The sequence below is a fragment of the Klebsiella quasipneumoniae subsp. quasipneumoniae genome (assembly GCF_020525925.1).
Lineage (GTDB): Bacteria > Pseudomonadota > Gammaproteobacteria > Enterobacterales > Enterobacteriaceae > Klebsiella > Klebsiella quasipneumoniae.
Genome location: NZ_CP084876.1, coordinates 4,761,526 through 4,786,424, shown reverse-complemented (window position 1 = coordinate 4,786,424; position 24,899 = coordinate 4,761,526). Strand labels below are relative to the sequence as shown.

The following is a 24,899-nucleotide window of genomic DNA, read 5'->3' as shown; positions in this document are numbered from 1 at the left end:
GGGCGCTGGCGATAAATGTAAATTTATCTGGCTGGAAAATAAGCAAAAATGCCTGGCGTTCGCCACCGGCGCCAGGCATGACCTTCTCATTTCGGGAGGGCAGGGGACACCTTACGCCTGCAGCCACCATACCGCTTCGAACGGCCGCAGCGTCAGCCCGGTTGGGCGGGGCGTGGTCTCGGCATAGTTGCTGATGATCATCTTCCACTCGCCCGGGGCGTCCTCAGGCTGCCAGGCCTGCAGGTCGCGGCTCAGGTTGGCGGCGACCACCAGCGTTTGTCCCTGCCACTGACGGCGATAGCACCACAGCGACGGATGGTCAGGCAGGAGATCCTGATAATCGCCCCAGGTCAGCAGCGGCAGGGTTTTACGCAGCGTAATCAGCTGCTGATAGGCATAAAACACCGAATCAGGGTCCGCCAGCGCCGCCTCGACGTTGATCTCCCGGTAGTTATCGCCAAGGCCGATCCACGGTTCGCCATCGCTAAAGCCACCGTTCTCGCCACCATGCCACGGCATCGGCGTGCGGCTGTTGTCGCGCGACTTGCTGGCAAGGATCGCCAGCAGTTCGTCCGGACTTTGCCCCTGCGCCGCGCGTTCGATAAACATATTGTGGCTCTCGACGTCGCGATAATCGCTGATGCTGTTGAAGTGCGGATTGGTCATACCGATCTCTTCGCCCTGATAAATATAGGGCGTGCCCTGCATGCCGTGCAGCACCATCGCCAGCATCTTCGCCGCCGGCACCCGGTACTCGCCTTCGTCGCCAAAGCGCGAGACGATGCGCGGCTGATCGTGATTACACCAGAACAGCGCGTTCCACGCCCGGTTGTGCATCCCCTGCTGCCAGTGGCGGAACAGCGCCTTCAGCGCCACATAGTCCGGGCGGGCGAGGGTCCACTTCTCCCCACCGGGATAATCGACTTTTAAATGGTGGAAGTTAAAGGTCATCGATAGCTCGCGGCCGTCCAGCGCGGCGTACTGCTGGCAGTGTTCCAGCGAGGTGGAAGACATCTCGCCGACGGTCATCAGATGACGCGGCGTGAAGACATCGCGGCTCATCTCCTGCAGGAACTCATGCACCCGCGGGCCGTCGGTGTAGAAGCGGCGGCCATCCCCGTCCGCATCGCAGGGAAAGGCCTGATCCTTCGAGATCAGGTTGACCACGTCGAGGCGCAGGCCGTCGACGCCGCGGTCGGCCCAGAATTCGCAGACCTTTTTCAGCTCGGCGCGCACCGCCGGGTTCTCCCAGTTGAGATCCGCCTGCTCAATGGCGAACAGGTGCAGATAATACTGACCGCTGTCGGCATGCCACTGCCAGGCGTTGCCGCCAAACTTGGAGCGCCAGTTGTTCGGCAGGGCGTCCGGTTCGCCGTCGCGCCAGATATAGAACTGACGGTAGGGGCTCTCCTTATTCAGCGACTGACGGAACCACTCGTGTTCGGTCGAGGTATGGTTCAGCACCATATCCAGCACGATGCGGATCCCGCGGGCCTTCGCTTCCGCCACCAGAGCGTCAAAATCGGCCATCGTGCCGTAGGAGGGATCGATGGCGGTGTAGTTTGCCACGTCGTAGCCGTTATCCACCTGCGGTGAAACGTAGAACGGCGTCAGCCAGATGGCGTCGACCCCAAGCTTTTGCAGATAGTCGAGGCGGGAGGTGACGCCGCGCAGGTCGCCGGTGCCGCTGCCGGTGGTATCCTGAAAACTCTTCGGATAGATTTGATAAATAACGCCGTTTTGCCACCAGTGGGGGAGATGATTCATAGTACTTTCCTGCTGCAACGAGGGGCGCCAAAGGCGCCCCGAAAGAAGAAGTTAGACAATCTGCAAGGTGCCCTGACGGTACTTGCGCTGATACACCACGGTGGTGAGGATAATCGGCACCACCACCGCGATGGCCATCGCCATGGCGTACACCTGCCAGTAGCTCGGCTGGATGGAGAGGATCCCCGGCAGGCCGCCGACGCCGATGCCGTTCGCCAGCACGCCGTTCAGGCCGCACAGCAGGCCGGCGAGGCCGGAGCCGATCATTGCGCACAGCATCGGGAAGCGGTACTTCAGGTTGATACCGTACATTGCCGGCTCGGTGACCCCGAGATAGGCGGAGATCGCCGCCGGTACTGAGATTTCACGTTCATTCTGCTTGCGGCTGGCGATGATGATGCCGACCACCGCCGACGCCTGGGCAATGTTGGACAGCGCAATCAGCGGCCACACCGGGGTCCCGCCCATGCTCTGGATCATCTGCATATCGATGGCGAGGGTGGTCTGATGGACGCCGGTAATCACCAGCGGCGCGTAGAGGAAGCCAAACAGCGCGGCGCCGATCGGCGCGAAGCTGCCGGTTAACAGATGGCGCACTGCGAAGGCCACGCCGTCGCCGATCAGGCGGCCGAACGGACCGATAATGGCGTGCGCGAGGAATACCGCGAGGATCAGCGAGCAGACCGGCACAATGACCAGATAGAGGTAGTCAGGCACAATGCGCTTGAGGCGCGTCTCGATAAAGCCTAAGGTCAGGCCCGCCAGCAGGGCCGGGATGACCTGCGCCTGGTAGCCGACTTTAGCAATGGTAAACAGGCCGAAGTTCCACACCTCCGGCACCTGCTGGCCGAGGAGATAGGCGTTCATCAGCTGCGGGGACACCAGGGTCACGCCCAGGACGATCCCGAGGATCGGCGTACCGCCCATCTTCTTCACCGCCGACCAGCAGATCCCCACCGGCAGATAGAAGAAGATCGCCTCGCCAATCAGCCACAGGAAGTCATAGATGGTTTTCAGCGACGGGTGCATCTGGGCCAGCGTCTGGCCATTGCTCATGGGTAAGTCGCCGATGACGTTGCGGAAACCAAGGATCAGACCGCCGCTGATCAGTGCCGGCAGCAGCGGGAAGAAGATCTCGGCGAAGTGCGAGATCAGCTGTTCATGCCACTTCATATTTTGCCGCGCGGCCTGTTTGACCTGCTCTTTATCGGCGGAAGTCTGACCGGTGGTCGCCAGCAGGGCCTTGTAGTAATCACCCACCTCGGTGCCGATGACCACCTGGAACTGACCGGCGTTAGTGAAGCATCCCTTCACCATGCGCAGCTGCTCAATCTCTTTTGGTCTGGCGATGGCCGGGTCGTTCAGCACAAAGCGCAAACGGGTAATACAGTGGCTGACGGTGGCGATATTGCCGCGCCCGCCCACCAGTTCGATCAGTTTATCGATGTCCTGCTGGTTTACTTTGCTCATGATGAAGCCTCAAAAACAGAGGGGAGAGATGCCGTTTTTACCTTGAGGGCATCCTAACCGTTCCGCTTGATTTGCAAAATGGGAACGTTCCCGAAACCCGGCGACGATCACATAAATCGCCCGAACGAGATTAATTGAGGGCGGCGGGAATCACGATCTGGCGGGGATCGACGCTGCCGGCGATCTGCTCGATCAGCTGCCGGGCGGCCCGGCGTCCGGACTCGGCATAGCCAGGATCGACGGTCAATATTTCCGGGTGGAGAAACTTCATCAGCGGCGTGCTGCCGACGCTGGCGAGCTGCAGCGCATCGCGGCCCTGCTGCTGGAGATATTTGCTGGCGCCGAGGGCGAGGGTATCGGTGGCGCAGACCAGGGCGCTGGTCTCGGCCGTCAGCACGCTGGCGACGGTGTCATACCCCTGCTTCATGCCCAGCCCTGGCAGGGCGGCGGTGGGCGTCAGGCGATGCTTTTTACAGAAGGCGAGGTAGGCGAGATGGCGGCGTTCGCCGGTGGTGACGTCGCTGTGCGGTACGCCAAGGAAGCTGATGTGGCGATGTCCGCGCTCGTAGAGCCGCTGCATCAGCAGCGTGATGGCCCCCTCGTCGTCATAGCACACCGAGGCGAAGCCGGGGGCGTCGCGGGCCATCAGCACCAGGGTGTCGCGCCAGGGAGCGAGCATCGCCTCGTCGATGCCGGTAAAACCGAACAGCACCACGCCGTCAATATTACGCCGGGCGAGCATGCCGAGATGCTCCTCCACCAGCCCAGGGGAGAACTGACTCTCCATCATAATCGGGTCGTAACCCTGCTCATAAAAGGCGGGCAGCATGGTCTGCACGGCGAGGTTTTCCGACAGCGAATCGAGACGGGTGACGATAATCGCCACCACTTTATCGCTCTGGCCGCGCATGGCGCGGGCGGAGCGGGAGGGCGAGAAACCGTGCTGCTGCATCACCGCTTCGACGCGCTCGCGGGTCCGTTCGCTGACCCCGCTCTCGTTGTTGAGGACGCGGGATACCGTTGATTTCCCTACGCCGCTTAAGCGCGCGATATCTTTGATGGTCAGCCGGTTCTGCATGCGGAATTCTCGTCAGGGTGGGTAGAAGTGAGCCTAATGCTACTCAACCAAACCGCAATGAGCAAAGTCTGGTTTACGTTCGGTTTAGTTGCGCGGGTTTATCATCGCCATTATTGCCACACAATCCTCAACGAGGGCGCTATAATCCGCGCCGTTTAAATTAACTTACCGGAGATAGTTATGGACCCCGATCCCACTCCTCATCCTCGATGGAGCAACCTTTCTTTCCGGTAAGCCTGTTTAACACTGCTTTACCGGAAAGCGTAAAGCAGTGACGTCCTTGATGTCCCTGCCATAAAAATAACATGCCTGACAGGTAGGTTTTGCTACGCCCGTCGGCAACGCTGCGTTCGCTTGCGCGAGCGCGGAGGGACTGTTTATGCTGAAAAATTATACCCGGCAGCTGTTCGCACAGCTTAGCCGCCATCTGCCACGCCGTTTAGTCCAGCGCGATCCGCTGCCGGACGCCCGCCATCTGGCGAGCGGCCCCATCCCTGAGTCGCTGGGCAAACAGTGCCTGGACGTGGCGGCGATGGACGACCAGGAGATCTGGCGCGCCTTTGACAGCCACCCTGAAGGGCTCAATGAAGGCGAAGTGGCGGCGAAAATCCTTAAACACGGCGACAACCAGATCCCGGCGCAGAAGCCCTCGCCGTGGTGGGTGCATCTGTGGACCTGCTATCGCAACCCGTTCAATCTGCTGCTGACGGTGCTGGGTATCGTCTCCTATTCCACCGAAGATCTGTTCGCCGCCGGGGTGATCGCCCTGATGGTGGGGATCTCGACGCTGCTCAACTTCATCCAGGAGGCGCGCTCGACCAAAGCGGCGGATGCGCTGAAGGCGATGGTGAGCAATACCGCCACCGTGCTGCGGGTGGTCAACGAGCAGGGGGAGAGCCGCTGGCTGGAGCTGCCTATCGACCAGCTGGTGCCGGGCGACATCATCCGGCTGTCGGCGGGGGATATGATCCCGGCGGACCTGCGTATCCTGCAGGCGCGGGATCTGTTCGTCGCCCAGGCCTCGCTGACCGGCGAATCGCTGCCGGTGGAGAAAGTGGCCCGCAGCCGCGATCCGCTGCAGCAGAACCCGCTGGAGTGCGACACCCTGTGCTTTATGGGCACCAACGTGGTGAGCGGCTCGGCGCAGGCCATCGTCTTCGCCACCGGCGGCCACACCTGGTTTGGTCAACTGGCCGGCCGCGTCAGCGAGCAGGAGAGCGAGCCGAACGCCTTCCAGAAAGGCATCAGCCGGGTGAGTATGCTGCTGATCCGCTTTATGCTGGTGATGGCCCCGGTGGTGCTGCTGATCAATGGCTACACCAAAGGCGACTGGTGGGAGGCGGCGCTGTTCGCGCTGTCGGTGGCGGTCGGCCTGACGCCGGAGATGCTGCCGATGATCGTCACCTCGACGCTGGCGCGCGGGGCGGTAAAGCTGTCGAAGCAAAAGGTCATCGTGAAGCACCTCGACGCCATTCAGAACTTTGGCGCGATGGACATCCTCTGCACCGATAAAACCGGCACCCTGACTCAGGATAAGATTGTGCTGGAGAACCATACCGACGTCTCCGGCAAGGTCAGCGAGCGCGTACTGCATGCCGCCTGGCTGAACAGCCACTACCAGACCGGGTTGAAAAATCTGCTCGACACCGCGGTGCTGGAGGGCGTTGAGCTGGAGGCCGCCCGCGGGCTGGCGGCGCGCTGGCAGAAAGTGGATGAGATCCCCTTCGATTTCGAACGCCGCCGCATGTCGGTGGTGGTGAAAGAGGAGGACGCCGCGCATCAGCTGATCTGCAAAGGGGCGCTGCAGGAGATCCTCAACGTCTCAACCCAGGTGCGCTACAACGGCGATATCGTGCCGCTGGACGACACCATGCTGCGCCGCATTCGCCGGGTCACTGACACCCTCAACCGGCAAGGGCTGCGGGTGGTGGCGGTGGCGACCAAGTACCTGCCGGCCCGCGAAGGCGACTACCAGCGCGCCGATGAGTCGGACCTGATCCTTGAAGGCTACATCGCCTTCCTCGATCCGCCGAAAGAGACCACCGCCCCGGCGCTGAAAGCGTTAAAAGCCAGCGGCATCACGGTGAAGATCCTCACCGGCGACAGCGAGCTGGTGGCGGCGAAGGTGTGCCATGAAGTGGGGCTGGATGCCGGCGAAGTGGTGATTGGCAGCCAGATTGAAGCCATGAGCGACGACGAGCTGGCGGCGCTGGCGAAACGCACCACGCTCTTCGCCCGCCTGGCGCCGCTGCATAAGGAGCGCATCGTGACGCTGCTGAAACGCGAAGGCCACGTGGTGGGCTTCATGGGCGACGGCATCAACGACGCCCCGGCGCTGCGCGCGGCGGACATCGGCATCTCGGTCGACGGCGCGGTGGATATCGCCCGCGAGGCGGCGGATATCATTCTGCTGGAGAAGAGCCTGATGGTGCTGGAGGAGGGGGTGATCGAAGGCCGCCGCACCTTCGCCAACATGCTTAAGTACATCAAAATGACCGCCAGCTCCAACTTCGGCAATGTCTTCAGCGTGCTGGTGGCCAGCGCCTTCCTGCCGTTTCTGCCGATGCTGCCGCTGCACCTGTTGATTCAGAACCTGCTGTACGATGTCTCCCAGGTGGCGATCCCGTTCGATAATGTAGACGATGAACAGATCCGCAAGCCGCAGCGCTGGAACCCGGCCGACCTCGGACGCTTTATGGTCTTCTTCGGCCCGATCAGCTCGATTTTCGACATCCTCACCTTCGGCCTGATGTGGTGGGTGTTCCACGCCAATACCGTGGAGATGCAGACCCTGTTCCAGTCCGGCTGGTTTATTGAAGGGCTGCTGTCGCAAACGCTGATCGTGCACATGATCCGCACCCGGCGCATTCCGTTCGTCCAGAGCCGCGCCGCCTGGCCGCTGTTCGCCATGACCCTGGTGGTGATGGCGGTGGGGATCGCGCTGCCGTTCTCGCCGCTGGCGGGCTATCTGCAGCTGCAGGCCCTGCCGCTGAGCTACTTCCCATGGCTGGTGGCGATCCTGGCGGGCTATATGGTGCTGACCCAAACGGTCAAAGGCTTTTACAGCCGCCGCTACGGCTGGCAGTGAGGGGAAGGTTTGCGGATGACCCCCGTAAAAAAGGCAGCCTGCGGGCTGCCTTTTTTCATGCCGGGGTTCGCGATCAGCGGCGTACGGCGATGGCTTCGATCTCGATCTTCACGTCTTTCGGCAGACGCGCCACTTCAACGCAGGAGCGCGCCGGGAAGGTGGCGTTGTGCTCGGTGAAGAACGCTTCGTATGTGGCGTTAACGGTAGCGAAATCGTTGAGATCTTTGACGAAAACGGTGGTCTTGACGATATCGCCGACGGTGAGGCCTGCGGCTTCAACGATGGCTTTCACGTTGTTCAGCGACTGGCGCGCCTGCGCGGATACGTCTTCCGGAACGCTGCCGGTTTTCGGGTCGACCGGGATCTGGCCAGAGGTGATGATCATGCTGCCCAGGTCAACGCCCTGAACGTAGGGGCCAATCGCTGCTGGTGCATTTTCCGTCGCAATAGTTTTGCTCATGTTATCTCCAGATGAACTGAGTAATGTTACGCAAAATCATTCAGGTGGCCGCCAGGCGGTAAGCGCTGTGCCGCCGGGCGCAGACGCCGCCCGAAGGACGAAGCGTAGGGTGGTAGCCATTATAGGGAGGCCTACCACCAATACCAACCGCATTTAGTTGGCCAGCACCACATAATGAGAAAACTCTTTTTCGCAGTATTTACATTTGAGTGCGATGTCATCAGCGCGTTTTTTCACTGCAAAACTGGAAGAAACCGGTTCGGCGTGGCTGATACAGTTGCTGTTCGGGCAGACCAGCACGCTGTCGATGCGATCCGGCAGGCTCGGGCGGGATTTGCCCACCACTTCGTAATCATCAATGCGGTTTACCGTCGCCTGCGGGGCGTACAGCGACAGCTGGTTAACCTGCTCGTCGGTCAGGAAGGTGTTCTCGATTTTAATCAAATCTTTGCGGCCCATCTCGCCGGAGGGCAGGTTCAGGCCGATGGTGATGCGCTGGTCGGTTTCGGTCAGTTTGAACAGGGTGAGCAGCTTAAAGCCGACCTGCGCCGGAATGTGGTCGATCACGGTGCCGCGTTTGATCGCTTCTACCTGCAGTTTATTGTCGTGTGTCATCTCTCATTTCCCCTTACAGTGCCAGCTCGCTATTCAGTACCAGTGCCAGTAACGCCTGGCGGGCGAAGATGCCGTTACCGGCCTGCTGGAAGTACCAGGCGTGCGGCGTTTTATCGACATCGGTGGTGATTTCGTCAATGCGCGGCAGCGGGTGCAGCACCTTCATATTGGCGCGCGCCCCTTCGAGGTCGGCGGCGCGCAGGACGAACTGCGCTTTGACGTTGGCGTATTCCGACGGATCCAGACGCTCTTTCTGCACGCGGGTCATGTAGAGAATATCCACTTCCGCCATCACGTCGTCGATGGCGCTATGCAGGCTCCAGGCGATACCTTTTTCATCCAGCATATCGAGGATGTACTGCGGCATGGCCAGCGCATCCGGGGCGATAAAGTAGAAGCGGTTGCCGCTGAATTTGGCCAGCGCCTGGGTCAGGGAGTGGACGGTACGGCCATACTTCAGATCGCCGACCATCGCCACGTTGAGGTTTTCGAGGCGGCCCTGGGTCTCCTGAATGGTGAACAGGTCGAGCAGGGTCTGGGTCGGGTGCTGGTTGGCGCCGTCGCCGGCGTTCAGTACCGGCACGCCGCCGGAGAATTCGGTCGCCAGACGGGCGGCGCCCTCCTGCGGATGACGCATCACGATGGTGTCAACGTAGGTGCTGATGACGGAGATGGTATCCGCCAGCGTTTCCCCTTTTTTGCCCAGCGAGGTGTTGGCGCTGTCGGAGAAGCCGACCACGCTGGCCCCCAGGCGGTGCATCGAGGTTTCAAAAGAGAGGCGGGTGCGGGTCGAGGCTTCAAAGAAACAGCTGGCGATAACCTTATGCTTCAGCAGCTCGGGTTGTGGATTAGCTTTCAGCTTTGCCGCCGTCGCCAGCACCAGTTCGAGGTCTTCGCGGCTGAGATCGTTTATGGAAATGATATGTTTTTGATATAGCGGGTTAGCCATGCTTATCTCCTGACGCCTGGGCAAAAAAAAAGCCCCTTAAATAAGGGGCTTCGGGAATCCAATGAGCAACGGAAAGAAAAACGGCAGGCCAGCGTCTGCATTGAGACGCGCTAAGACAGAATGTCGTACGCAATTGGCCATGCTTCCTCCCGGCAAAACGACTGGCATTATACGCAGACCGTTATGGCGATCAAGCGATTCATTCACAAACAGGTAATCGTTTGCCTGCAGAAAAGTGCGCCAGCGCAAAGAACCGTGAAACTGCACTGGTATGGCAGCGACGATGGGGGTATAAAACGAAAAAATGAAATGTTGTTTTATATTTGAGGTAAGCGATGATTATTGGCAATATCCACCATCTGCAGCCATGGCTGCCTGCCGCGCTGCGCGAGGCTATCGAACACGTTATCGCCCATGTCAGCGAGGCGACGCCGCTGGGTAAACACCATATCGACGGCAACAACCTGTTTTATCTGATTTCCGAAGACACCACCGAGCCGCAGGCCGCGCGTCGCGCGGAATATCATGCCCGCTATCTCGATATCCAGATTGTGCTCCGCGGCAGCGAGGGGATGACCTTCAGCACCCTGCCGGCTGGAGAGCCGCAGACCGACTGGCTGGTGGAGAAAGACATCGCTTTCCTGGCGGAGGGGGCGCAGGAGCAAACGGTAATCCTTAACGAAGGGGACTTTGTGGTGTTTTATCCCGGCGAAGTGCATAAACCGCTGTGCGCCGTGGGCGCCCCGGCGAAGGTGCGCAAAGCGGTGGTGAAGATGCTGATGGCGTGACAAAGCGTCCTGACGAGCGGTATCCCGGATACGCGCCAAGCGATCCGGGATTTGACGGCGAGCGAAGGACTATTTGCTCAGCGTCGCCACCATCACCGCTTTGATGGTGTGCATCCGGTTTTCCGCCTGGTCGAAGACCACGCTTGCCGCCGACTCAAACACCTCGTCAGTCACCTCCATGCCGCCGTGCAGGCCGTATTCGGCAGCCATCTGTTTGCCCAGCGTGGTCTGGTCATCATGGAACGCTGGCAGGCAGTGGAGGAATTTGACCTGCGGGTTGCCGGTCAGCGCCAGCATCGCGCTGTTAACCTGATAGTCGCGCAGCAGGGCGATACGTTTGGCCCATTTTTCCTTCGCCTCGCCCATTGAGACCCAGACGTCGGTATAGATAAAATCGGCGCCTTGCACCCCCGCGGCGATATCTTCCGTCAGGGTGATGTTGCCGCCCTGCTGTTTGGCCAGCGCGGTGCAGGTTTCCACCAGCGCGGCCTCCGGCCAGCAGGCCGAGGGCGCCACCAGGCGCAGATCCAGACCGGTCAGCGCCGCGGCTTCCAGCATCGAATTGCCCATGTTGTTGCGCGCGTCGCCGGCGTAGACCAGCGTCATCTGGTTAAAGGCTTTGCCCGGCAGGTGCTCTTTCATGGTCAGCAGGTCCGCCAGCAGCTGGGTAGGGTGGAACTCGTTGGTGAGGCCGTTCCACACCGGCACGCCGGCGTATTGCGCCAGGGTCTCCACCACTTCCTGGCCGTGGCCGCGGTACTGAATGCCGTCGTACATCCGTCCGAGCACGCGGGCGGTGTCCTTGATCGACTCTTTATGGCCAATCTGGCTGCCGCTGGGCCCCAGGTAGGTCACGCGGGCGCCCTGATCGTATGCGGCAACTTCGAAAGAGCATCGTGTACGGGTTGAGTCTTTTTCGAAGATGAGCGCGATGTTTTTCCCTGCCAGTTTCTGGACTTCGATACCGTTTTTCTTATCGGCTTTCAGCTTTGCCGCCAGCTCGAGCAGGGCGGTGATTTCTGCAGGCGTAAAATCGAGTAACTTTAAAAAATGCTTCTGGTAAAACGCAGACATGGTTCCCTCACCTGGCATAGGCCACTAATTGAATTAAAATTCAATTTATATGTATGAATATTCATTTGCAAGTCTGTGATCGAAATCTTTCACTGAGAAGTGGAGGCAATGACGGCGGTATGTGACAATAGGGATAACTGCCGCACATTATGAGGAACGAGCCATGGCAAACCCGGAACACCTGGAAGAACAGCGTGAAGAGACGCGTCTGATTATCGAAGAGCTGCTGGAAGATGGCAGCGATCCGGACGCACTGTACACGATTGAGCATCACCTCTCTGCAGACGATTTCGAAACCCTGGAGAAAGTGGCGGTGGAAGCGTTTAAGCTGGGCTACGAAGTGACCGAGCCCGAAGAGCTGGAAGTGGAAGAGGGTGAAGTGGTCATCTGCTGCGATATCCTGAGCGAATGCGCCCTGAACGCAGAACTGATCGATGCCCAGGTGGAACAGCTGATGACGCTGGCAGAAAAATTTGACGTCGAGTATGACGGTTGGGGCACCTACTATGAGGACCCGAACGGCGAAGAAGACGGCGAGGATGACGAAGATTTTGTCGATGAAGACGACGATGGTGTTCGTCACTAAGTCGCAGATGATGTAGATGGATACGGCGGCGCCAGCCGCCGTATAGCAAGGAACTTCCATGGATTACCCGCAGATACTCTCCCCGATTATCAACTTCCTGCACTGCCCGACGCCGCAGGCGTGGATTGACGAAGCCCGCAAGCCGGAAAACCTGCCGCTGCTGCTGACCGACCATATGGTGTGCGAACTGAAAGCGGCGCAGAACGCCATGCTGCTGGTGCGTCGCTACGTCGCGGATAAAGCCGACGCCGACAAGCTGCTGGCCTGCCTGAAGCCGTATGAAGACTTCACCTACCGCCGGGGGCCGGAGCCGGATTTTGTCGCCCTGCATAAGCGGATCAACAAAAGCGCCATGCCGCAGACCGACGACCCGTGGGGCCGTCAGCTGCTGGACAGCATGATTTTGCTGATTAAAGAGGAGCTGCATCACTTCTGGCAGGTGCGGGAGATGATGCTGGCGCGCGATATCCCCTACGTCAAAATCACCGCCAGCAACTATGCCCGCGGCATGCGACGGGAGGTGCGCTCACATGAGCCGGTGATGCTGATCGATAAGCTTATCTGCGGCGCCTATATCGAGGCCCGCTCCTGCGAGCGCTTTGCGGCGCTGGCGCCGTGGCTGGACGACGATCTGCAGAAGTTCTATCTGTCGCTGCTGCGTTCGGAAGCGCGTCACTATCAGGACTACCTGGATCTGGCGCAGAAGATTGCCGGAGAAGATATCAGCGAACGGGTCCGCCAGCTCGGCGAGGCGGAAGCGGCGCTGATCCTCCGTCCGGAGGCCGAATTCCGCTTTCACAGCGGCGTGCCGGCGGCGGCGTAGCCCACGCTGTTCGGCTCCCGTCGCCCCGGTCGCCACTCACGCCGGCAGTCTCAGTAGCCATGGGGGGAGAGATAGCGTTGAGAGCTTCAGCTCGCCATGGTACGGGCCGTAGATCGGGTAAGGCGTTAGCCGCCACCCGACAAAAAAACGGCACCGCGAGCACGGGTAAGGTGCAAGCGGTGCCATCCGGGACATACCCCGGCTCGCGCTACGCTTAGCCGGGCTACCGAACTGTAGCCCCGGTAAGCGTAGCGCTACCGGGGACGCCTGCGATATCGAGGCGTTACAGCATTTTCAACATCCGCACTTCGCAGTCCACGTGGCCGGTGCAGCCCAGCGGACCGTCAATATGTTCGAAGCCAAGATGCTCATATAAGCCGATCGCCTCCGTCAGGAAGGCGGTGGTTTCCAGATAGCAGCGTTTAAAGCCCTGCTCGCGGGCGTAGTCCAGCGCCAACAGCGCCAGCTTCTTCGCCAGCCCCTGGCCGCGGGCGCTGGTCATAAAATACATTTTCTGCAGCTCGCAGATATCCGGCTCGCTGCAGGCGAGCGGCGCGACGCCGCCGCCGCCAACCACTTCTCCCTCTTTCTCCACCACCCAATAGGCCGAGCCTGGCTGGCTGTACAGCTCATACAGTTCATCGAGATTCGGGTCGGCGACCGTATAGCCTTTATCGGCGGTCAGGCCATATTCTGCGGATACCTGGCGGATGACGGCCGCTATCGCAGCGTTATCCTGTACCGCGATATGGCGTAAAGTAAAGGTCTGTGGCGCGGCAAGATTCATAGAATCACTCAATTTTAGCTTAAATAACCATATATTTCTTTAATACCATTATTCGTTTACAGGCGCAAGGTGCGCGTGAAATGTATTGCCGGGAAAATTCAAAATAATATATTCTGCTCTCTTAATGCCGATGCGCATTATTTATTATTTTTATATATGGTTTAAAGTACAAGGACGACCTTTTTATGAGTATGATTTCAGGGCAATTGCAGCGTTCTGGCCATTCTTTTGTTTTTCATGGTCAGGTCGGGCGCTATTTTATTATTTGTCTGGTTAATATTATTTTTTCTGTAATAACTTGTGGGTTATTTATTCCATGGGCATGGGTACGGAGTCGCCGTTATCTTTGTGAGAATATGGAGGTTAATGGCGCCCGCTTTGCCTATCACGGGCGCGGTATCACGATTTTACTCAGCTGGCTATTGATATTTGTCGTGCTGGTTTTACTCAGCTTAGCGCTTGCCATTTTCTCTCCCGGTAGCGAAGGGCTGGAGACGCTGGCATTTCTTATCCTGCTGCCGGTAATGATAATTAAGGGGTTAAGCTACCATGCGACGATGACCTCTTTCGCGAATATTCGCTTTGGGGTTCAGTGTCATCTGCTGCGCGGATGGTGGATTATGCTCGGCTTACCTTTGCTGATATACGTGCTAACAGCGGTGGTGTTCGCCATGCTGGGAAGTCGGCTCTTTTACAATGGCCTAAATAGCATGCTGCTGGGGATCGTTGTTCTGCTTTTGCTGGCGCTAGTTATTATGGCAATAACCAGCGGTGTGGTTTACAGCCACTGGCTTGATCTCATCGGCAAAGGCGCAACCTTAGGCAAAAATAAATTTAATATTTATGTGAGTACTAAGCGTTGTGTGGTGATTTTTTTATGGGCAACGGCGATTTTGTTGCCGTTTATCATCATTTTTATTGGCTTTTTATTTTCAGCATTCGCTCAACTGCTGACGGGCTGTATGTTTGGTCTGTGCAGTGAAGGTTCGGCACTGTTTATGGCATTGCGGCATCTTGGGGCGATATTAGGGGGATATATATTCCTCACTATCGGTATCGTGTTATCCATGGCATACCTTCGTGTGGCTTTACGTAATCACGCGATGAATAACCTGGTGCTGGGGGACAGCGTTCATTTTCGTTCCACCCTGACGTTTTTCGGTCTTGCTCCGCGTTTACTGGCGTTGACGTTTCTCACGCCGCTGACGCTGGGGCTGGCCTATCCCTGGTTCAAGATTGATTTGCTACGCTATATTGCTGAAAACACGACGATGGTCGGTGAGTTCGATTCGCTCGATCTGCAGCCGGCGGCACCACCGCAGCCGACGGTATCTGACAAACTATGCGGCGGTTTTTTTCCGATGCTGCCGTTCCTGTAATGTAAAAAGGCCGGAGCAAGCTCCGGCCTTTTTTCTATCGCGAGCAATTACAGCGCGGCGATCACCGCCTGCTGCTCAATCAGCTTCGCTTTCGCTTCCGCGTAGCCTTCCAGCTTCTCGCGCTCTTTGGCGATCACAGCTTCCGGCGCGCGGGCGACAAAGCCTTCGTTAGCCAGCTTGCTTTCGATGCGGCCAATTTCGCCTTCGATTTTGGCCACTTCTTTCGCCAGACGCGCCAGCTCATCTTCTTTGTTGATGAGGCCCGCCATCGGGATCAGCAGCTCGGCGCCGTCGACGATCTTGGTCACGGAGACCGGACCTTTATCATCGGCAGGCAGCACGGTAATGCTTTCCAGACGCGCCAGATTCAGCAGGAAGCTGCGGTTGTCGTTCACGCGACGCTCGGCCTCTTTGCTGCAGCCGCGCAGCAGCAGTTCCAGCGGTTTGCCCGGGGCGATGTTCATTTCCGCACGGATGTTACGTACGGCGACGATCGCCTGCTTCAGCCATTCGGTGTCGGCCAGCGCCGCGTCATCCACCTGAGAGGCATCATACTGCGGGAACGGCTGCAGCATGATGGTGTCGGCGGTGATCCCGCAGATGACCTTCACGCGCTGCCAGATGGTCTCGGTGATGAACGGAATGATCGGATGCGCCAGGCGCAGCAGACCTTCCAGCACGGTCACCAGCGTATGGCGAGTGCCGCGCAGTTCCGCTTCGCTGCCGCCGTTCATCACCGGCTTGGTCAGTTCCAGGTACCAGTCGCAGAACTGGTTCCAGGTGAACTCGTACAGGATGCCGGCGGCGATATCGAAGCGGAAGTTATCCAGCGCTTCGCGATACGCTTTGACGGTGTGGTTGAATTCCGCGAGGATCCAGCGGTCGGCCAGAGAGAGCACCCTTTCACCGCCGTTGAAGCCGCAATCCTGATCTTCGGTGTTCATCAGCACGAAGCGGCTGGCGTTCCACAGTTTGTTACAGAAGTTACGGTAACCTTCCAGACGCTTCATATCCCAGTTGATGTCGCGGCCGGTAGAGGCCAGCGCCGCCAGGGTGAAGCGCAGGGCGTCGGTGCCGTGCGGCTCGATGCCGTTCGGGAACTGTTTCTCGGTGCGCTTACGGATTTTCTCCGCCAGCTGCGGCTGCATCATGTTGCCGGTACGTTTCTCCAGCAGCTCCGGCAGGGTGATGCCGTCAACCATATCCAGCGGGTCGATAACGTTACCCTTGGATTTGGACATCTTCTGGCCTTCGTCATCGCGGATCAGACCGGTCATGTAGACGGTCTTAAACGGCACCTGCGGTTTACCGTTTTCATCTTTGATGAAGTGCATGGTCATCATGATCATGCGGGCGATCCAGAAGAAGATGATGTCGAAGCCGGACACCATCACGCTGGTCGGGTGGAACTGACGCAGGGCGTCGGTGTTTTCCGGCCAGCCGAGAGTGGAGAAGGTCCACAGCGCGGAGGAGAACCAGGTATCCAGCACGTCTTCGTCCTGGCGCAGCGCCACGTCGGCGCCGAGGTTATTTTCCTGGCGTACTTCGTCTTCGGTGCGGCCCACGTAAACGTTGCCGTCGTTGTCATACCATGCCGGGATGCGGTGACCCCACCACAGCTGACGGGAGATACACCAGTCCTGAATGTCGCGCATCCAGGAGAAGTACATGTTTTCGTACTGCTTCGGCACGAACTGAATGTCGCCGTTTTCAACGGCTTCCACCGCCGGCTTGGCCAGCACGTCCGCGCGCACGTACCACTGGTCGGTCAGCATCGGTTCGATAACCACGCCGCCGCGGTCGCCGTAAGGGACGGTCAGGTCGTGCGGTTTAATTTCTTCCAGCAGGCCGAGGGCGTCAACCGCCGCAACGACGGCTTTACGCGCCGCGAAGCGTTCCAGTTTCTGGAACTCCGCCGGGATCTCGCTGGAGTAGACGTCGGATTCATTGCCTTTGGTGTCGTACACTTCCGCGCTTTCGCGGATGTCGCCGTCAAAGGTCAGGATGTTGATCATCGGCAGCTGGTGACGACGACCCACTTCGTAGTCGTTAAAGTCGTGCGCCGGGGTGATCTTCACGCAGCCGGTGCCTTTCTCCATGTCGGCGTGTTCGTCGCCCACGATCGGGATGCGGCGGTTAACCAGCGGCAGCACCACGAATTTGCCAATCAGATCTTTGTAACGCGGATCTTCCGGGTTAACGGCCACGCCGGTATCGCCCAGCAGGGTTTCCGGACGGGTGGTGGCGACCACCAGGTAGTCTTTACCGTCAGCGGTTTTCGCGCCATCGGCCAGCGGGTAGCGGATATGCCACATGGAGCCTTTCGATTCGCGGTTTTCCACTTCGAGGTCGGAAATGGCGGTGCGCAGTTTCGGGTCCCAGTTAACCAGGCGTTTGCCGCGGTAGATCAGGTCTTCCTTGTACAGGCGAACGAAGACTTCTTTCACGGCATTGGAAAGGCCTTCGTCCATGGTGAAGCGCTCGCGCTCCCAGTCAACGGAGTTGCCGAGACGGCGCATCTGACGGGTAATGGTGCCGCCGGATTCCGCTTTCCACTGCCAGATTTTGTCGATGAAGGCGTCGCGGCCGTAGTCGTGACGGGTTTTCCCTTCTTCAGCGGCAATCTTACGCTCAACCACCATCTGGGTAGCGATACCCGCGTGGTCGGTCCCCGCCTGCCACAGGGTGTTTTTGCCCTGCATGCGCTGGTAGCGAATCATGGTATCCATGATGGTTTGCTGGAAGGCATGACCCATATGCAAACTGCCGGTGACGTTCGGCGGCGGGATCATGATGCAGAAGCTCTCCTGGCTTTCATCACCATTCGGTTTGAAATAGCCCTGCTTTTCCCAGTGCTCGTAAAGCGGCTGTTCGATATCTTGTGGGTTGTATGTCTTTTCCATTATTTCCAGGTTGCCGTGTTCAGGTTGAAACCAGCCATGCGGTACGCCTTATAGCGTTCGCGCGCCAGTTGTTTCAGATTTTCTTCGTAAGGGACAAAGTCTATCACTTCTGTGAAAGCGGTGGCAAAATCTGCAAAGTTAAGCCGCAGGCTGATCAGAATGTCCCGCGGGCTGCTGTTGCGCTTTTGCGGCCAGGCAATCTCTACCGGCGCGCCGCCTCGCGGGCCTTCGCCCGCCAGATTGTGCGGCACAAAGCTCTCCGGTGGTCGCGACCACAGCGCCTCATCGAGACGAATCGCCTGCTGCTCATCTTCACAGGCGATCAGGACGCGCTTGCCGTTGCGCCAACGTTCTGCGGCAATGTCACACACCAGCTGCTCGACGGCGCTCAGGCCATCGACGGTGTCTTCGTTGTCCAGAAGATAGAACGTTGCGTTTTTCATATATGGGGCTTCTTGTTGTGGATTTAAATGTAAAGCCGGGCGGCGCTACGCTTACCCGGCTTACAAACGGCATCTTTCCGTAGGCCCGGTAAGCGTAGCGCCACCGGGCATCAGACGGCAATCACTCTTCGCCGTTAAAACCCGCGCGATTGAGCAGGAACTGCGACAGCAGCGCGACCGGACGACCGGTGGCGCCTTTGGCCTTACCGGAACGCCAGGCGGTGCCGGCGATGTCGAGGTGCGCCCAGTTGTACTTGCGGGTGAAGCGCGACAGGAAGCAGCCGGCGGTGATCGCGCCGCCAGGACGGCCGCCAATATTCGCCATATCGGCAAAGTTGGATTCCAGCTGATCCTGGAACTCGTCGGCCAGCGGCAGACGCCATGCGCGGTCGCCCGCCAGTTCAGAGGCGCCGATCAGCTCATGGGCCAGCGGGTTATGGTTCGACATCAGGCCGGTGATGTGATGGCCGAGGGCAATCACGCAGGCGCCGGTCAGCGTCGCGACATCGATAACCGCTTCCGGCTCGAAGCGCTCAACGTAGGTCAGCACGTCGCACAGCACCAGGCGGCCTTCGGCGTCGGTGTTGAGCACTTCCACCGTCTGGCCGGACATGGTGGTCAGAACATCGCCCGGGCGATAAGCGCGACCGCCAGGCATGTTTTCACAGCCCGCCAGCACGCCGATCACGTTCAGCGGCAGCTGCAGCTCAGCAACCATCCGCATCACGCCGTACACCGCCGCGGCGCCGCACATGTCGTACTTCATCTCGTCCATGCCTTCGGCCGGCTTGATGGAGATACCGCCGGAATCGAAGGTCAGGCCTTTACCGACCAGCACGATAGGGCGCGCGTCTTCCGACGGGTTGCCTTTATACTCGATGACCGACATCAGCGACTCGTTCTGCGAACCGTTGCCGACGGCGAGGTAGGCGTTCATTCCCAGCTCGCGCATCTGCTGTTCGCCGATCACCCGGGTGATAACATTTTTGCTATAGGTATCGGCCAGCTGGCGCGCCTGGGAGGCCAGATAGGCGGCGTTACAGATGTTCGGCGGCATGTTGCCGAGATCTTTCGCCGCTTTGATGCCGGCGGCGATCGCCAGCCCGTGCTGAATGGCGCGTTCGCCGCTGGTCAGCTCGCGACGGGTCGGCACGTTAAAGACCATTTTACGCAGCGGGCGACGCGGCTCGCTTTTGTTGGTCTTCAGCTGGTCGAAGCTGTACAGCGTCTCTTTGGCGGTTTCCACCGCCTGGCGAACTTTCCAGTAGTTGTTACGACCCTTGACGTGCAGCTCGGTCAGGAAGCAGACTGCCTCCATTGAACCGGTATCATTCAGGGTATTGATGGTTTTCTGGATGACCTGCTTGTACTGACGCTCATCCAGTTCGCGCTCTTTGCCGCAGCCAATCAGCAGAATGCGCTCAGACAGAATGTTCGGCACATGGTGCAGCAATAACGTCTGGCCAGGTTTGCCTTCCAGCTCGCCGCGACGCAGCAGGGCACTGATGTAGCCGTCGCTGATTTTATCGAGTTGTTCGGCGATGGGGGAGAGGCGACGTGGTTCAAAAACGCCGACCACGATACAGGCGCTCCGCTGCTTCTCCGGGCTACCGCTTTTTACACTGAACTCCATGCACTATGCTCCTGAATCTTAAAGACAACAGTGGTGGCTACGGCTATACTCGTCGCCTTTCAAGTTGCAGATGCGCCGGCTGCGCCTGCTTACCCTGACGTGGCACATTGTGCGCGCCAGGGGCCACAGCCCTGCTGCCTTCTTACAACTCGAAATCCATTGAGTATATAATTGCAAGCTTTCGTAACTCATGTCCGCTGTTGCGGTGACTTCGTGTTAATCTTAACGTTAATAAGGCCTGGGTTCGTCAGAAAAGATCCTGACATGCAGAACCGATGAGTCATTTAATCTTAGCGACGTTTTCGACGACCAAAGAGAATAAATGACGTTTAAGCCATGAAACAAGCAATTTTCCTGCACTAAAACGGGTTTTTACGGGCGTATTTATAGTGATAATCATAAGATATCTGGTTCGTGAGACGCTGAAAAGCCAGTTGGCGATCCTATTCATCCTGTTACTGATTTTCTTTTGCCAGAAATTAGTCAGGATCCTCGGCGCTGCGGTGGATGGCGATATCCCAACCAATCTGGTGCTCTCGCTGCTGGGGCTCGGCATCCCGGAGATGGCGCAGCTTATCCTGCCGTTAAGTCTGTTCCTTGGCCTGCTGATGACCCTCGGCAAGCTGTACACCGAAAGCGAAATTACGGTGATGCACGCCTGCGGCCTGAGTAAAGCCGTATTGATCAAGGCGGCGATGATCCTCGCGCTGTTCACCGGCGCGGTGGCGGCGGTCAACGTGATGTGGGCGGGGCCGTGGTCGTCGCGCCATCAGGATGAAGTGCTGGCGGAAGCCAAGGCCAACCCCGGCATGGCCGCGCTGGCCCAGGGCCAGTTCCAGCAGGCCAGCGATGGTAACGCGGTCATGTTTATCGAGAGCGTGAACGGCAACCGCTTCCATGACGTCTTCCTTGCCCAGCTGCGCCCGAAAGGCAACGCGCGCCCCTCCGTGGTGGTGGCGGATTCCGGCGAGCTGTCGCAGCAGAAAGACGGTTCGCAGGTGGTGACCCTCAATAAGGGCACCCGCTTTGAAGGCACCGCGATGCTGCGCGACTTCCGCATCACCGACTTCAATAACTATCAGGCCATTATCGGCCACCAGGCGGTGGCCGCCGATCCGGACGACACCGAACAGATGGATATGCGCACCCTGTGGCAGACCCACACCGATCGTGCGCGCGCCGAACTGCACTGGCGCTTCACGCTGGTGGCGACCGTCTTCATTATGGCGCTGATGGTGGTGCCGCTCAGCGTGGTCAACCCGCGCCAGGGCCGCGTGCTGTCGATGCTGCCGGCGATGCTGCTCTACCTGGTGTTCTTCCTGCTGCAGACCTCGATTAAGTCGAACGGCGGCAAAGGCAAAATGGACCCGGCTATCTGGATGTGGGCGATTAACCTGCTCTATTTTGCGCTGGCGGTGCTGTTAAACCTGTGGGACACGGTGCCGATGCGCCGCTTCCGCGCCCGTTTTAATAAAGGAGCGGCCTGATGCAGGCGTTTGGCGTACTTGACCGTTATATCGGTAAGACGATTTTCAACACCATCATGATGACCCTGTTCATGCTGGTGTCGCTCTCCGGCATTATCAAGTTTGTCGATCAGCTGAAAAAGTCCGGGCAGGGTAGTTACGATGCGCTGGGCGCTGGCCTCTACACCATCCTCAGCGTGCCGAAAGACATCCAGATCTTCTTCCCGATGGCCGCGCTGCTTGGCGCGCTGCTGGGGCTGGGGATGCTGGCCCAGCGCAGCGAGCTGGTGGTGATGCAGGCGTCCGGTTTCACCCGGCTGCAGGTGGCGCTGGCGGTGATGAAAACCGCGATCCCGCTGGTGCTGTTGACCATGGCGATCGGCGAGTGGGTGGCGCCGCAGGGCGAACAGATGGCGCGCAACTACCGCGCTCAGCAGATGTACGGCGGTTCGCTGCTTTCCACCCAGCAGGGGCTGTGGGCGAAAGATGGCCATAACTTTGTCTATATCGAACGGGTAAAAGGTAACGATGAGCTGGGGGGCGTCAGCATTTATGCCTTCAACCCGGAGCGTCGTTTACAGTCGGTGCGCTATGCCGCCTCGGCAAAATTCGATAGCGAGAATAAAGTGTGGCGCCTGTCGCAGGTGGATGAATCCGATCTGACCGATCCGAAGCAGGTGACCGGGTCGCAGATGGTGAGCGGCACCTGGAAAACCAACCTGACGCCGGACAAGCTCGGCGTGGTAGCCCTGGATCCGGACGCGCTGTCGATCAGCGGGCTGCACAACTATGTGAAATACCTGAAGTCCAGCGGCCAGGATCCGGGACGCTACCAGCTCAATATGTGGAGCAAAATCTTCCAGCCGCTGTCGGTGGCGGTGATGATGCTGATGGCGCTGTCGTTTATCTTTGGCCCGCTGCGTAGCGTGCCGATGGGCGTCAGGGTGGTGACCGGGATTAGCTTCGGCTTTATCTTCTACGTGCTGGATCAGATTTTCGGCCCGCTGACCCTGGTGTACGGCATACCGCCGATCATCGGCGCCCTGTTGCCAAGCGCCAGCTTCTTCCTGATAAGCCTCTGGCTGATGATGCGCAAGGCCTAGCGGACCCGGCTACGGAACGTAAGCCCCCTCAACGATGAGGGGGCTTTTTTTTAGCGCTTGCGGCCGCCCAGCAGACTGCCCAGCATGCCGCGGACGATCTGATTGGTGACCTGGCGAACCGCGCTTTTCGCCGCGGTCTGCACGATACCGTCGCGTTTGCCGCCGCGCGGGCCGGTGCTGCCGAACAGGATTTCTTTCAGGCCGCCGAGCAGCCCATCGTCATCCCCGCTCTGCTGACCCTTCGCCGGCGGAGCCGACTGCTGCTCGGTAGTGACCTGCACCCCTTGCTGCAGCATTTCGAAGGCCGACTCGCGGTCCACCTCTTCTTCATACTTGCCGTACAGCGGCGAGTGATTCAGCAGGCCATTGCGCTCATCATCGCTGACCGGCCCCATTCGCGAGCAGGGGGCGATAACCATCGCCCGCTCGACCACCGAGGGGCTGCCTTTCTCATCGAGGAAGGAGATCAGCGCCTCGCCGGTGCCCAGCTCCTGGATCGCCTGCTCGGTACTGAAGGCTGGGTTGGCGCGCATGGTCTGGGCGGCGGTTTTCACCGCTTTCTGATCCTTCGGCGTAAAGGCGCGCAGCGCGTGCTGTACGCGGTTGCCCAGCTGGCCGAGCACGGCGTCGGGTATATCCGCCGGGTTCTGCGAGACAAAATAGACGCCGACGCCCTTGGAGCGAATAAGACGGATCACCTGTTCGATTTTATCCAGCAGCACCTGCGGCGCGTCGTTGAACAGCAGATGCGCCTCATCGAAGAAGAATACCAGTTTGGGCTTGTCGAGATCGCCCGCCTCCGGCAGACGCTCGTACAGCTCGGAGAGCATCCACAGCAGGCTGGCGGCGTAGAGCTTCGGCATCTGGTAGAGCTTTTCGGCGCTGAGGATATTGATTATCCCTTTGCCGCTGGCATCGACGCGCATCCAGTCGGCAATATCCAGCATCGGCTCGCCGAAGAAGTGCCCGGCGCCCTGTTGCTCCAGGGTCAACAGTCCGCGCTGGATGGCGCCGACCGAGGCGCTGCTGATATTGCCATACTGGTTCTGGAAAGATTTGGCGTTGTCGCCGATAAACTGGGTGATGGCGCGGAGGTCTTTGAAGTCAAGCAGCAGCAGACCGCGGTCGTCCGCGATGCGGAAAATAATGTTCAGCACGCCGCTCTGCACCTCATTGAGATTGAGCAGGCGCGCCAGCAGCAGGGGGCCAAGATCGGAGACCGTCGCCCGAACCGGGTGGCCCTTCTCGCCAAAGATATCCCAGAGCACCACCGGGTTGGCGTGCGGCTCCCAGTCGCTGGCGCCGATCTTCTCCAGCCGCGCCTGCAGTTTCTCTGAGCTCTGCCCCGCGGCGGCAATGCCGGTCAGGTCGCCCTTGACGTCCGCCATAAATACCGGCACGCCAATTTCCGAGAACGACTCAGCCAGCTTTTGCAGGGTGACGGTTTTACCGGTGCCGGTCGCACCGGTGATCAGCCCATGGCGGTTGGCCATCGCGGGCAGCAAATAGAGCGCGTTATCCAGCGTGCGCGCAATCAACAGGGGTGAGCTCATGATCGATTCCTCCATTTATCCTGCGACGATTATAGGCAACCTCGTCGTCCGGCGTTGGGGAAATCGTCACGCGCCGCGCACGCTGTCGCGAGAGGCCTCAGGCGCAGTGGCGTTGGATAAGCGCAATGCTCTGCTCAATTTCGCGCTCGATATCCGCTTCGCTCCACTGCGCCAGCTCGGGAGCGAAGGGTTCAAAAGCGTATACCCCCTGATAGCCGCGGGCTTCCAGCGCTTTAACCTGCTCGCAGGTGCCGAGGCGATCCTGCGGCGTCAGCATGATGCGCTCGGCATCGGTGAGCTGCTCGCGCGGACGGGTATCGTCCACCCCGGAGAGGTGCACCAGACCGATGTCCGCCACTTCCACCTGGCTGAACTCGTCCGCCGCCTGCGGGTAGAGATGGTGATGGAAGGTGTCGATCAGCAGCTTAAACGGCACGCGGGCGTCATGGATCAGCGTCTGCGCCTGGTGCGCCGATCGCAGTGAGCTTTGCGGGAAGCCCAGCGGCTCCACCAGGCCGTGGATGCCGTAGAAGGCGAACAGCGGCGCCAGGTCGCGCAGGGCGCTCAGAGTGTCGCTGGCCGGCACCTCGCTGCCGTCGTTGAGCGGGCAGAGCACCAGCGATTTGGCGCCAATGGCCTGGGCCTCTTTCAGCAGCGACTCGGTCAGCTGCCGCACCTCTTCGCTACGGCGGTTAAAGGGATAGACCGCGTTAATCGTCAGGATCTCGATGTGGTAACGCGCCGCCAGCTCGCGCACCTGCTGATGACTCAGATCGTCGGTCACTTTCCCGCTGGGTAAATCGTTGCGCAGCTCGACTTTATTCAGGCCCAGACGGTTCACCAGACGGAAAAACGCTTCAATGCTGAGCGCTGGCGCGATTTTGCGGTTAATACAAAAACGTTGCATTGCGATGGCCATAGGACACTCCTGACG

Annotated in this window: 24 protein-coding genes; 8 read left to right on the top strand and 16 right to left on the bottom strand. The window is 59.2% G+C overall.

The annotated features are described in order from the left end of the window. Positions 1-111: 111 nt before the first annotated feature. The 3 genes from treC to treR all read right to left on the bottom strand — a co-directional run bounded on the left by treC (position 112) and on the right by treR (position 4,315). Positions 112-1,767, bottom strand: a complete 1,656-nt coding sequence (gene treC / locus LGM20_RS22935; RefSeq protein ID WP_044525203.1) for an alpha,alpha-phosphotrehalase — start codon at positions 1,765-1,767, stop codon at positions 112-114. Between the two features lie 51 nt (positions 1,768-1,818). Then, the gene (treB, locus tag LGM20_RS22930; RefSeq protein WP_023291762.1) at positions 1,819-3,237 is read right to left on the bottom strand and encodes a PTS trehalose transporter subunit IIBC; all 1,419 of its coding nucleotides are present in this window, start codon (positions 3,235-3,237) and stop codon (positions 1,819-1,821) included. Positions 3,238-3,367: 130 nt separating this feature from the next. Next, a complete protein-coding gene (treR, locus tag LGM20_RS22925; RefSeq protein ID WP_004206520.1) occupies positions 3,368-4,315 on the bottom strand; it encodes a trehalose operon repressor TreR in 948 nt (315 codons plus the stop codon). A 180-nt stretch (positions 4,316-4,495) separates the two neighbouring features. On the opposite strand from treR, the gene mgtL reads away from it, so the two are divergent. Both mgtL and mgtA read left to right on the top strand, forming a co-directional pair. Continuing rightward, positions 4,496-4,549 carry a mgtA regulatory leader peptide MgtL gene (gene mgtL, locus LGM20_RS26660; RefSeq protein ID WP_219340445.1) on the top strand — a complete coding sequence of 18 codons (54 nt, stop codon included), beginning with the start codon at positions 4,496-4,498 and terminating at the stop codon, positions 4,547-4,549. Between the two features lie 145 nt (positions 4,550-4,694). After that, complete coding sequence (gene mgtA, locus LGM20_RS22915; protein ID WP_023291764.1) at positions 4,695-7,403, top strand: magnesium-translocating P-type ATPase; 2,709 nt, start codon at positions 4,695-4,697, stop codon at positions 7,401-7,403. Between the two features lie 73 nt (positions 7,404-7,476). On the opposite strand, the gene ridA is transcribed toward mgtA, so the two are convergent. The 5 genes from ridA to LGM20_RS22895 form a co-directional block, all read right to left on the bottom strand. Further along, positions 7,477-7,863, bottom strand: coding sequence for a 2-iminobutanoate/2-iminopropanoate deaminase (gene ridA / locus LGM20_RS22910; RefSeq protein WP_002886926.1), 387 nt, complete (start codon positions 7,861-7,863; stop codon positions 7,477-7,479). A gap of 153 nt (positions 7,864-8,016) precedes the next feature. Further along, a complete protein-coding gene (gene pyrI / locus LGM20_RS22905) occupies positions 8,017-8,478 on the bottom strand; it encodes an aspartate carbamoyltransferase regulatory subunit (RefSeq protein ID WP_002886927.1) in 462 nt (153 codons plus the stop codon). A gap of 13 nt (positions 8,479-8,491) precedes the next feature. Then, positions 8,492-9,427 carry an aspartate carbamoyltransferase gene (pyrB, locus tag LGM20_RS22900; RefSeq protein ID WP_044525204.1) on the bottom strand — a complete coding sequence of 312 codons (936 nt, stop codon included), beginning with the start codon at positions 9,425-9,427 and terminating at the stop codon, positions 8,492-8,494. Between the two features lie 2 nt (positions 9,428-9,429). Then, positions 9,430-9,489 (bottom strand): pyrBI operon leader peptide, encoded by a 60-nt coding sequence (locus LGM20_RS26510; RefSeq protein WP_227650304.1) that lies wholly within the window; start codon positions 9,487-9,489, stop codon positions 9,430-9,432. Next, a complete protein-coding gene (locus LGM20_RS22895; RefSeq protein ID WP_002886930.1) occupies positions 9,464-9,568 on the bottom strand; it encodes a pyrBI operon leader peptide in 105 nt (34 codons plus the stop codon). Before LGM20_RS22895 ends, LGM20_RS26510 begins: the two co-directional genes overlap by 26 nt. Before the next feature lie 194 nt (positions 9,569-9,762). Here LGM20_RS22895 and LGM20_RS22890 point away from each other — a divergent pair, with 194 nt between their 5' ends. Further along, positions 9,763-10,215 (top strand): YhcH/YjgK/YiaL family protein, encoded by a 453-nt coding sequence (locus tag LGM20_RS22890; protein WP_044525205.1) that lies wholly within the window; start codon positions 9,763-9,765, stop codon positions 10,213-10,215. A 69-nt stretch (positions 10,216-10,284) separates the two neighbouring features. Here the strand turns inward: LGM20_RS22890 and argF are convergent, their stop codons facing one another. Both argF and argL read right to left on the bottom strand, forming a co-directional pair. Then, positions 10,285-11,289, bottom strand: coding sequence for an ornithine carbamoyltransferase (argF, locus tag LGM20_RS22885; RefSeq protein WP_044525206.1), 1,005 nt, complete (start codon positions 11,287-11,289; stop codon positions 10,285-10,287). Next, positions 11,259-11,354, bottom strand: a complete 96-nt coding sequence (gene argL / locus LGM20_RS26655; protein ID WP_370736902.1) for a putative translational regulatory protein ArgL — start codon at positions 11,352-11,354, stop codon at positions 11,259-11,261. Before argL ends, argF begins: the two co-directional genes overlap by 31 nt. 98 nt (positions 11,355-11,452) lie before the next feature. Between argL and rraB the strand changes: the two genes are divergently transcribed. Beyond that, positions 11,453-11,875 (top strand): ribonuclease E inhibitor RraB, encoded by a 423-nt coding sequence (gene rraB / locus LGM20_RS22880; RefSeq protein ID WP_023291768.1) that lies wholly within the window; start codon positions 11,453-11,455, stop codon positions 11,873-11,875. Positions 11,876-11,933: 58 nt separating this feature from the next. Beyond that, positions 11,934-12,698: a tRNA isopentenyl-2-thiomethyl-A-37 hydroxylase MiaE gene (gene miaE, locus LGM20_RS22875; protein ID WP_044525207.1), complete on the top strand. Its 765-nt coding sequence runs from the start codon at positions 11,934-11,936 to the stop codon at positions 12,696-12,698. A 283-nt stretch (positions 12,699-12,981) separates the two neighbouring features. Here miaE and LGM20_RS22870 read toward each other — a convergent pair whose 3' ends face one another. Continuing rightward, positions 12,982-13,485, bottom strand: coding sequence for a GNAT family N-acetyltransferase (locus tag LGM20_RS22870; RefSeq protein WP_044525208.1), 504 nt, complete (start codon positions 13,483-13,485; stop codon positions 12,982-12,984). A 185-nt stretch (positions 13,486-13,670) separates the two neighbouring features. Here LGM20_RS22870 and LGM20_RS22865 point away from each other — a divergent pair, with 185 nt between their 5' ends. Continuing rightward, entirely contained in the window at positions 13,671-14,864 is a 1,194-nt protein-coding gene (locus tag LGM20_RS22865; protein WP_072013443.1) for a YjgN family protein, read from the top strand. A gap of 47 nt (positions 14,865-14,911) precedes the next feature. Here LGM20_RS22865 and LGM20_RS22860 read toward each other — a convergent pair whose 3' ends face one another. From LGM20_RS22860 to pepA, 3 genes are all read right to left on the bottom strand, one after another. Beyond that, complete coding sequence (locus LGM20_RS22860; RefSeq protein ID WP_044525210.1) at positions 14,912-17,767, bottom strand: valine--tRNA ligase; 2,856 nt, start codon at positions 17,765-17,767, stop codon at positions 14,912-14,914. Further along, the gene (holC, locus tag LGM20_RS22855; protein WP_004206530.1) at positions 17,767-18,210 is read right to left on the bottom strand and encodes a DNA polymerase III subunit chi; all 444 of its coding nucleotides are present in this window, start codon (positions 18,208-18,210) and stop codon (positions 17,767-17,769) included. Before holC ends, LGM20_RS22860 begins: the two co-directional genes overlap by 1 nt. 121 nt (positions 18,211-18,331) lie before the next feature. Then, on the bottom strand, positions 18,332-19,843 hold the full coding sequence (gene pepA / locus LGM20_RS22850) for a leucyl aminopeptidase (protein WP_004206531.1): 1,512 nt from the start codon (positions 19,841-19,843) through the stop codon (positions 18,332-18,334). 389 nt (positions 19,844-20,232) lie between these two features. Between pepA and lptF the strand changes: the two genes are divergently transcribed. Both lptF and lptG read left to right on the top strand, forming a co-directional pair. Further along, positions 20,233-21,330 carry an LPS export ABC transporter permease LptF gene (lptF, locus tag LGM20_RS22845; protein ID WP_023291773.1) on the top strand — a complete coding sequence of 366 codons (1,098 nt, stop codon included), beginning with the start codon at positions 20,233-20,235 and terminating at the stop codon, positions 21,328-21,330. Then, positions 21,330-22,412: an LPS export ABC transporter permease LptG gene (gene lptG, locus LGM20_RS22840; protein ID WP_002886956.1), complete on the top strand. Its 1,083-nt coding sequence runs from the start codon at positions 21,330-21,332 to the stop codon at positions 22,410-22,412. Before lptF ends, lptG begins: the two co-directional genes overlap by 1 nt. Before the next feature lie 50 nt (positions 22,413-22,462). Here lptG and LGM20_RS22835 read toward each other — a convergent pair whose 3' ends face one another. Continuing rightward, the gene (locus LGM20_RS22835) at positions 22,463-23,965 is read right to left on the bottom strand and encodes a helicase HerA-like C-terminal domain-containing protein (RefSeq protein WP_044525211.1); all 1,503 of its coding nucleotides are present in this window, start codon (positions 23,963-23,965) and stop codon (positions 22,463-22,465) included. Between the two features lie 97 nt (positions 23,966-24,062). Next, positions 24,063-24,884 (bottom strand): TIM barrel protein, encoded by an 822-nt coding sequence (locus LGM20_RS22830; protein ID WP_044525212.1) that lies wholly within the window; start codon positions 24,882-24,884, stop codon positions 24,063-24,065. Positions 24,885-24,899: the final 15 nt, after the last annotated feature.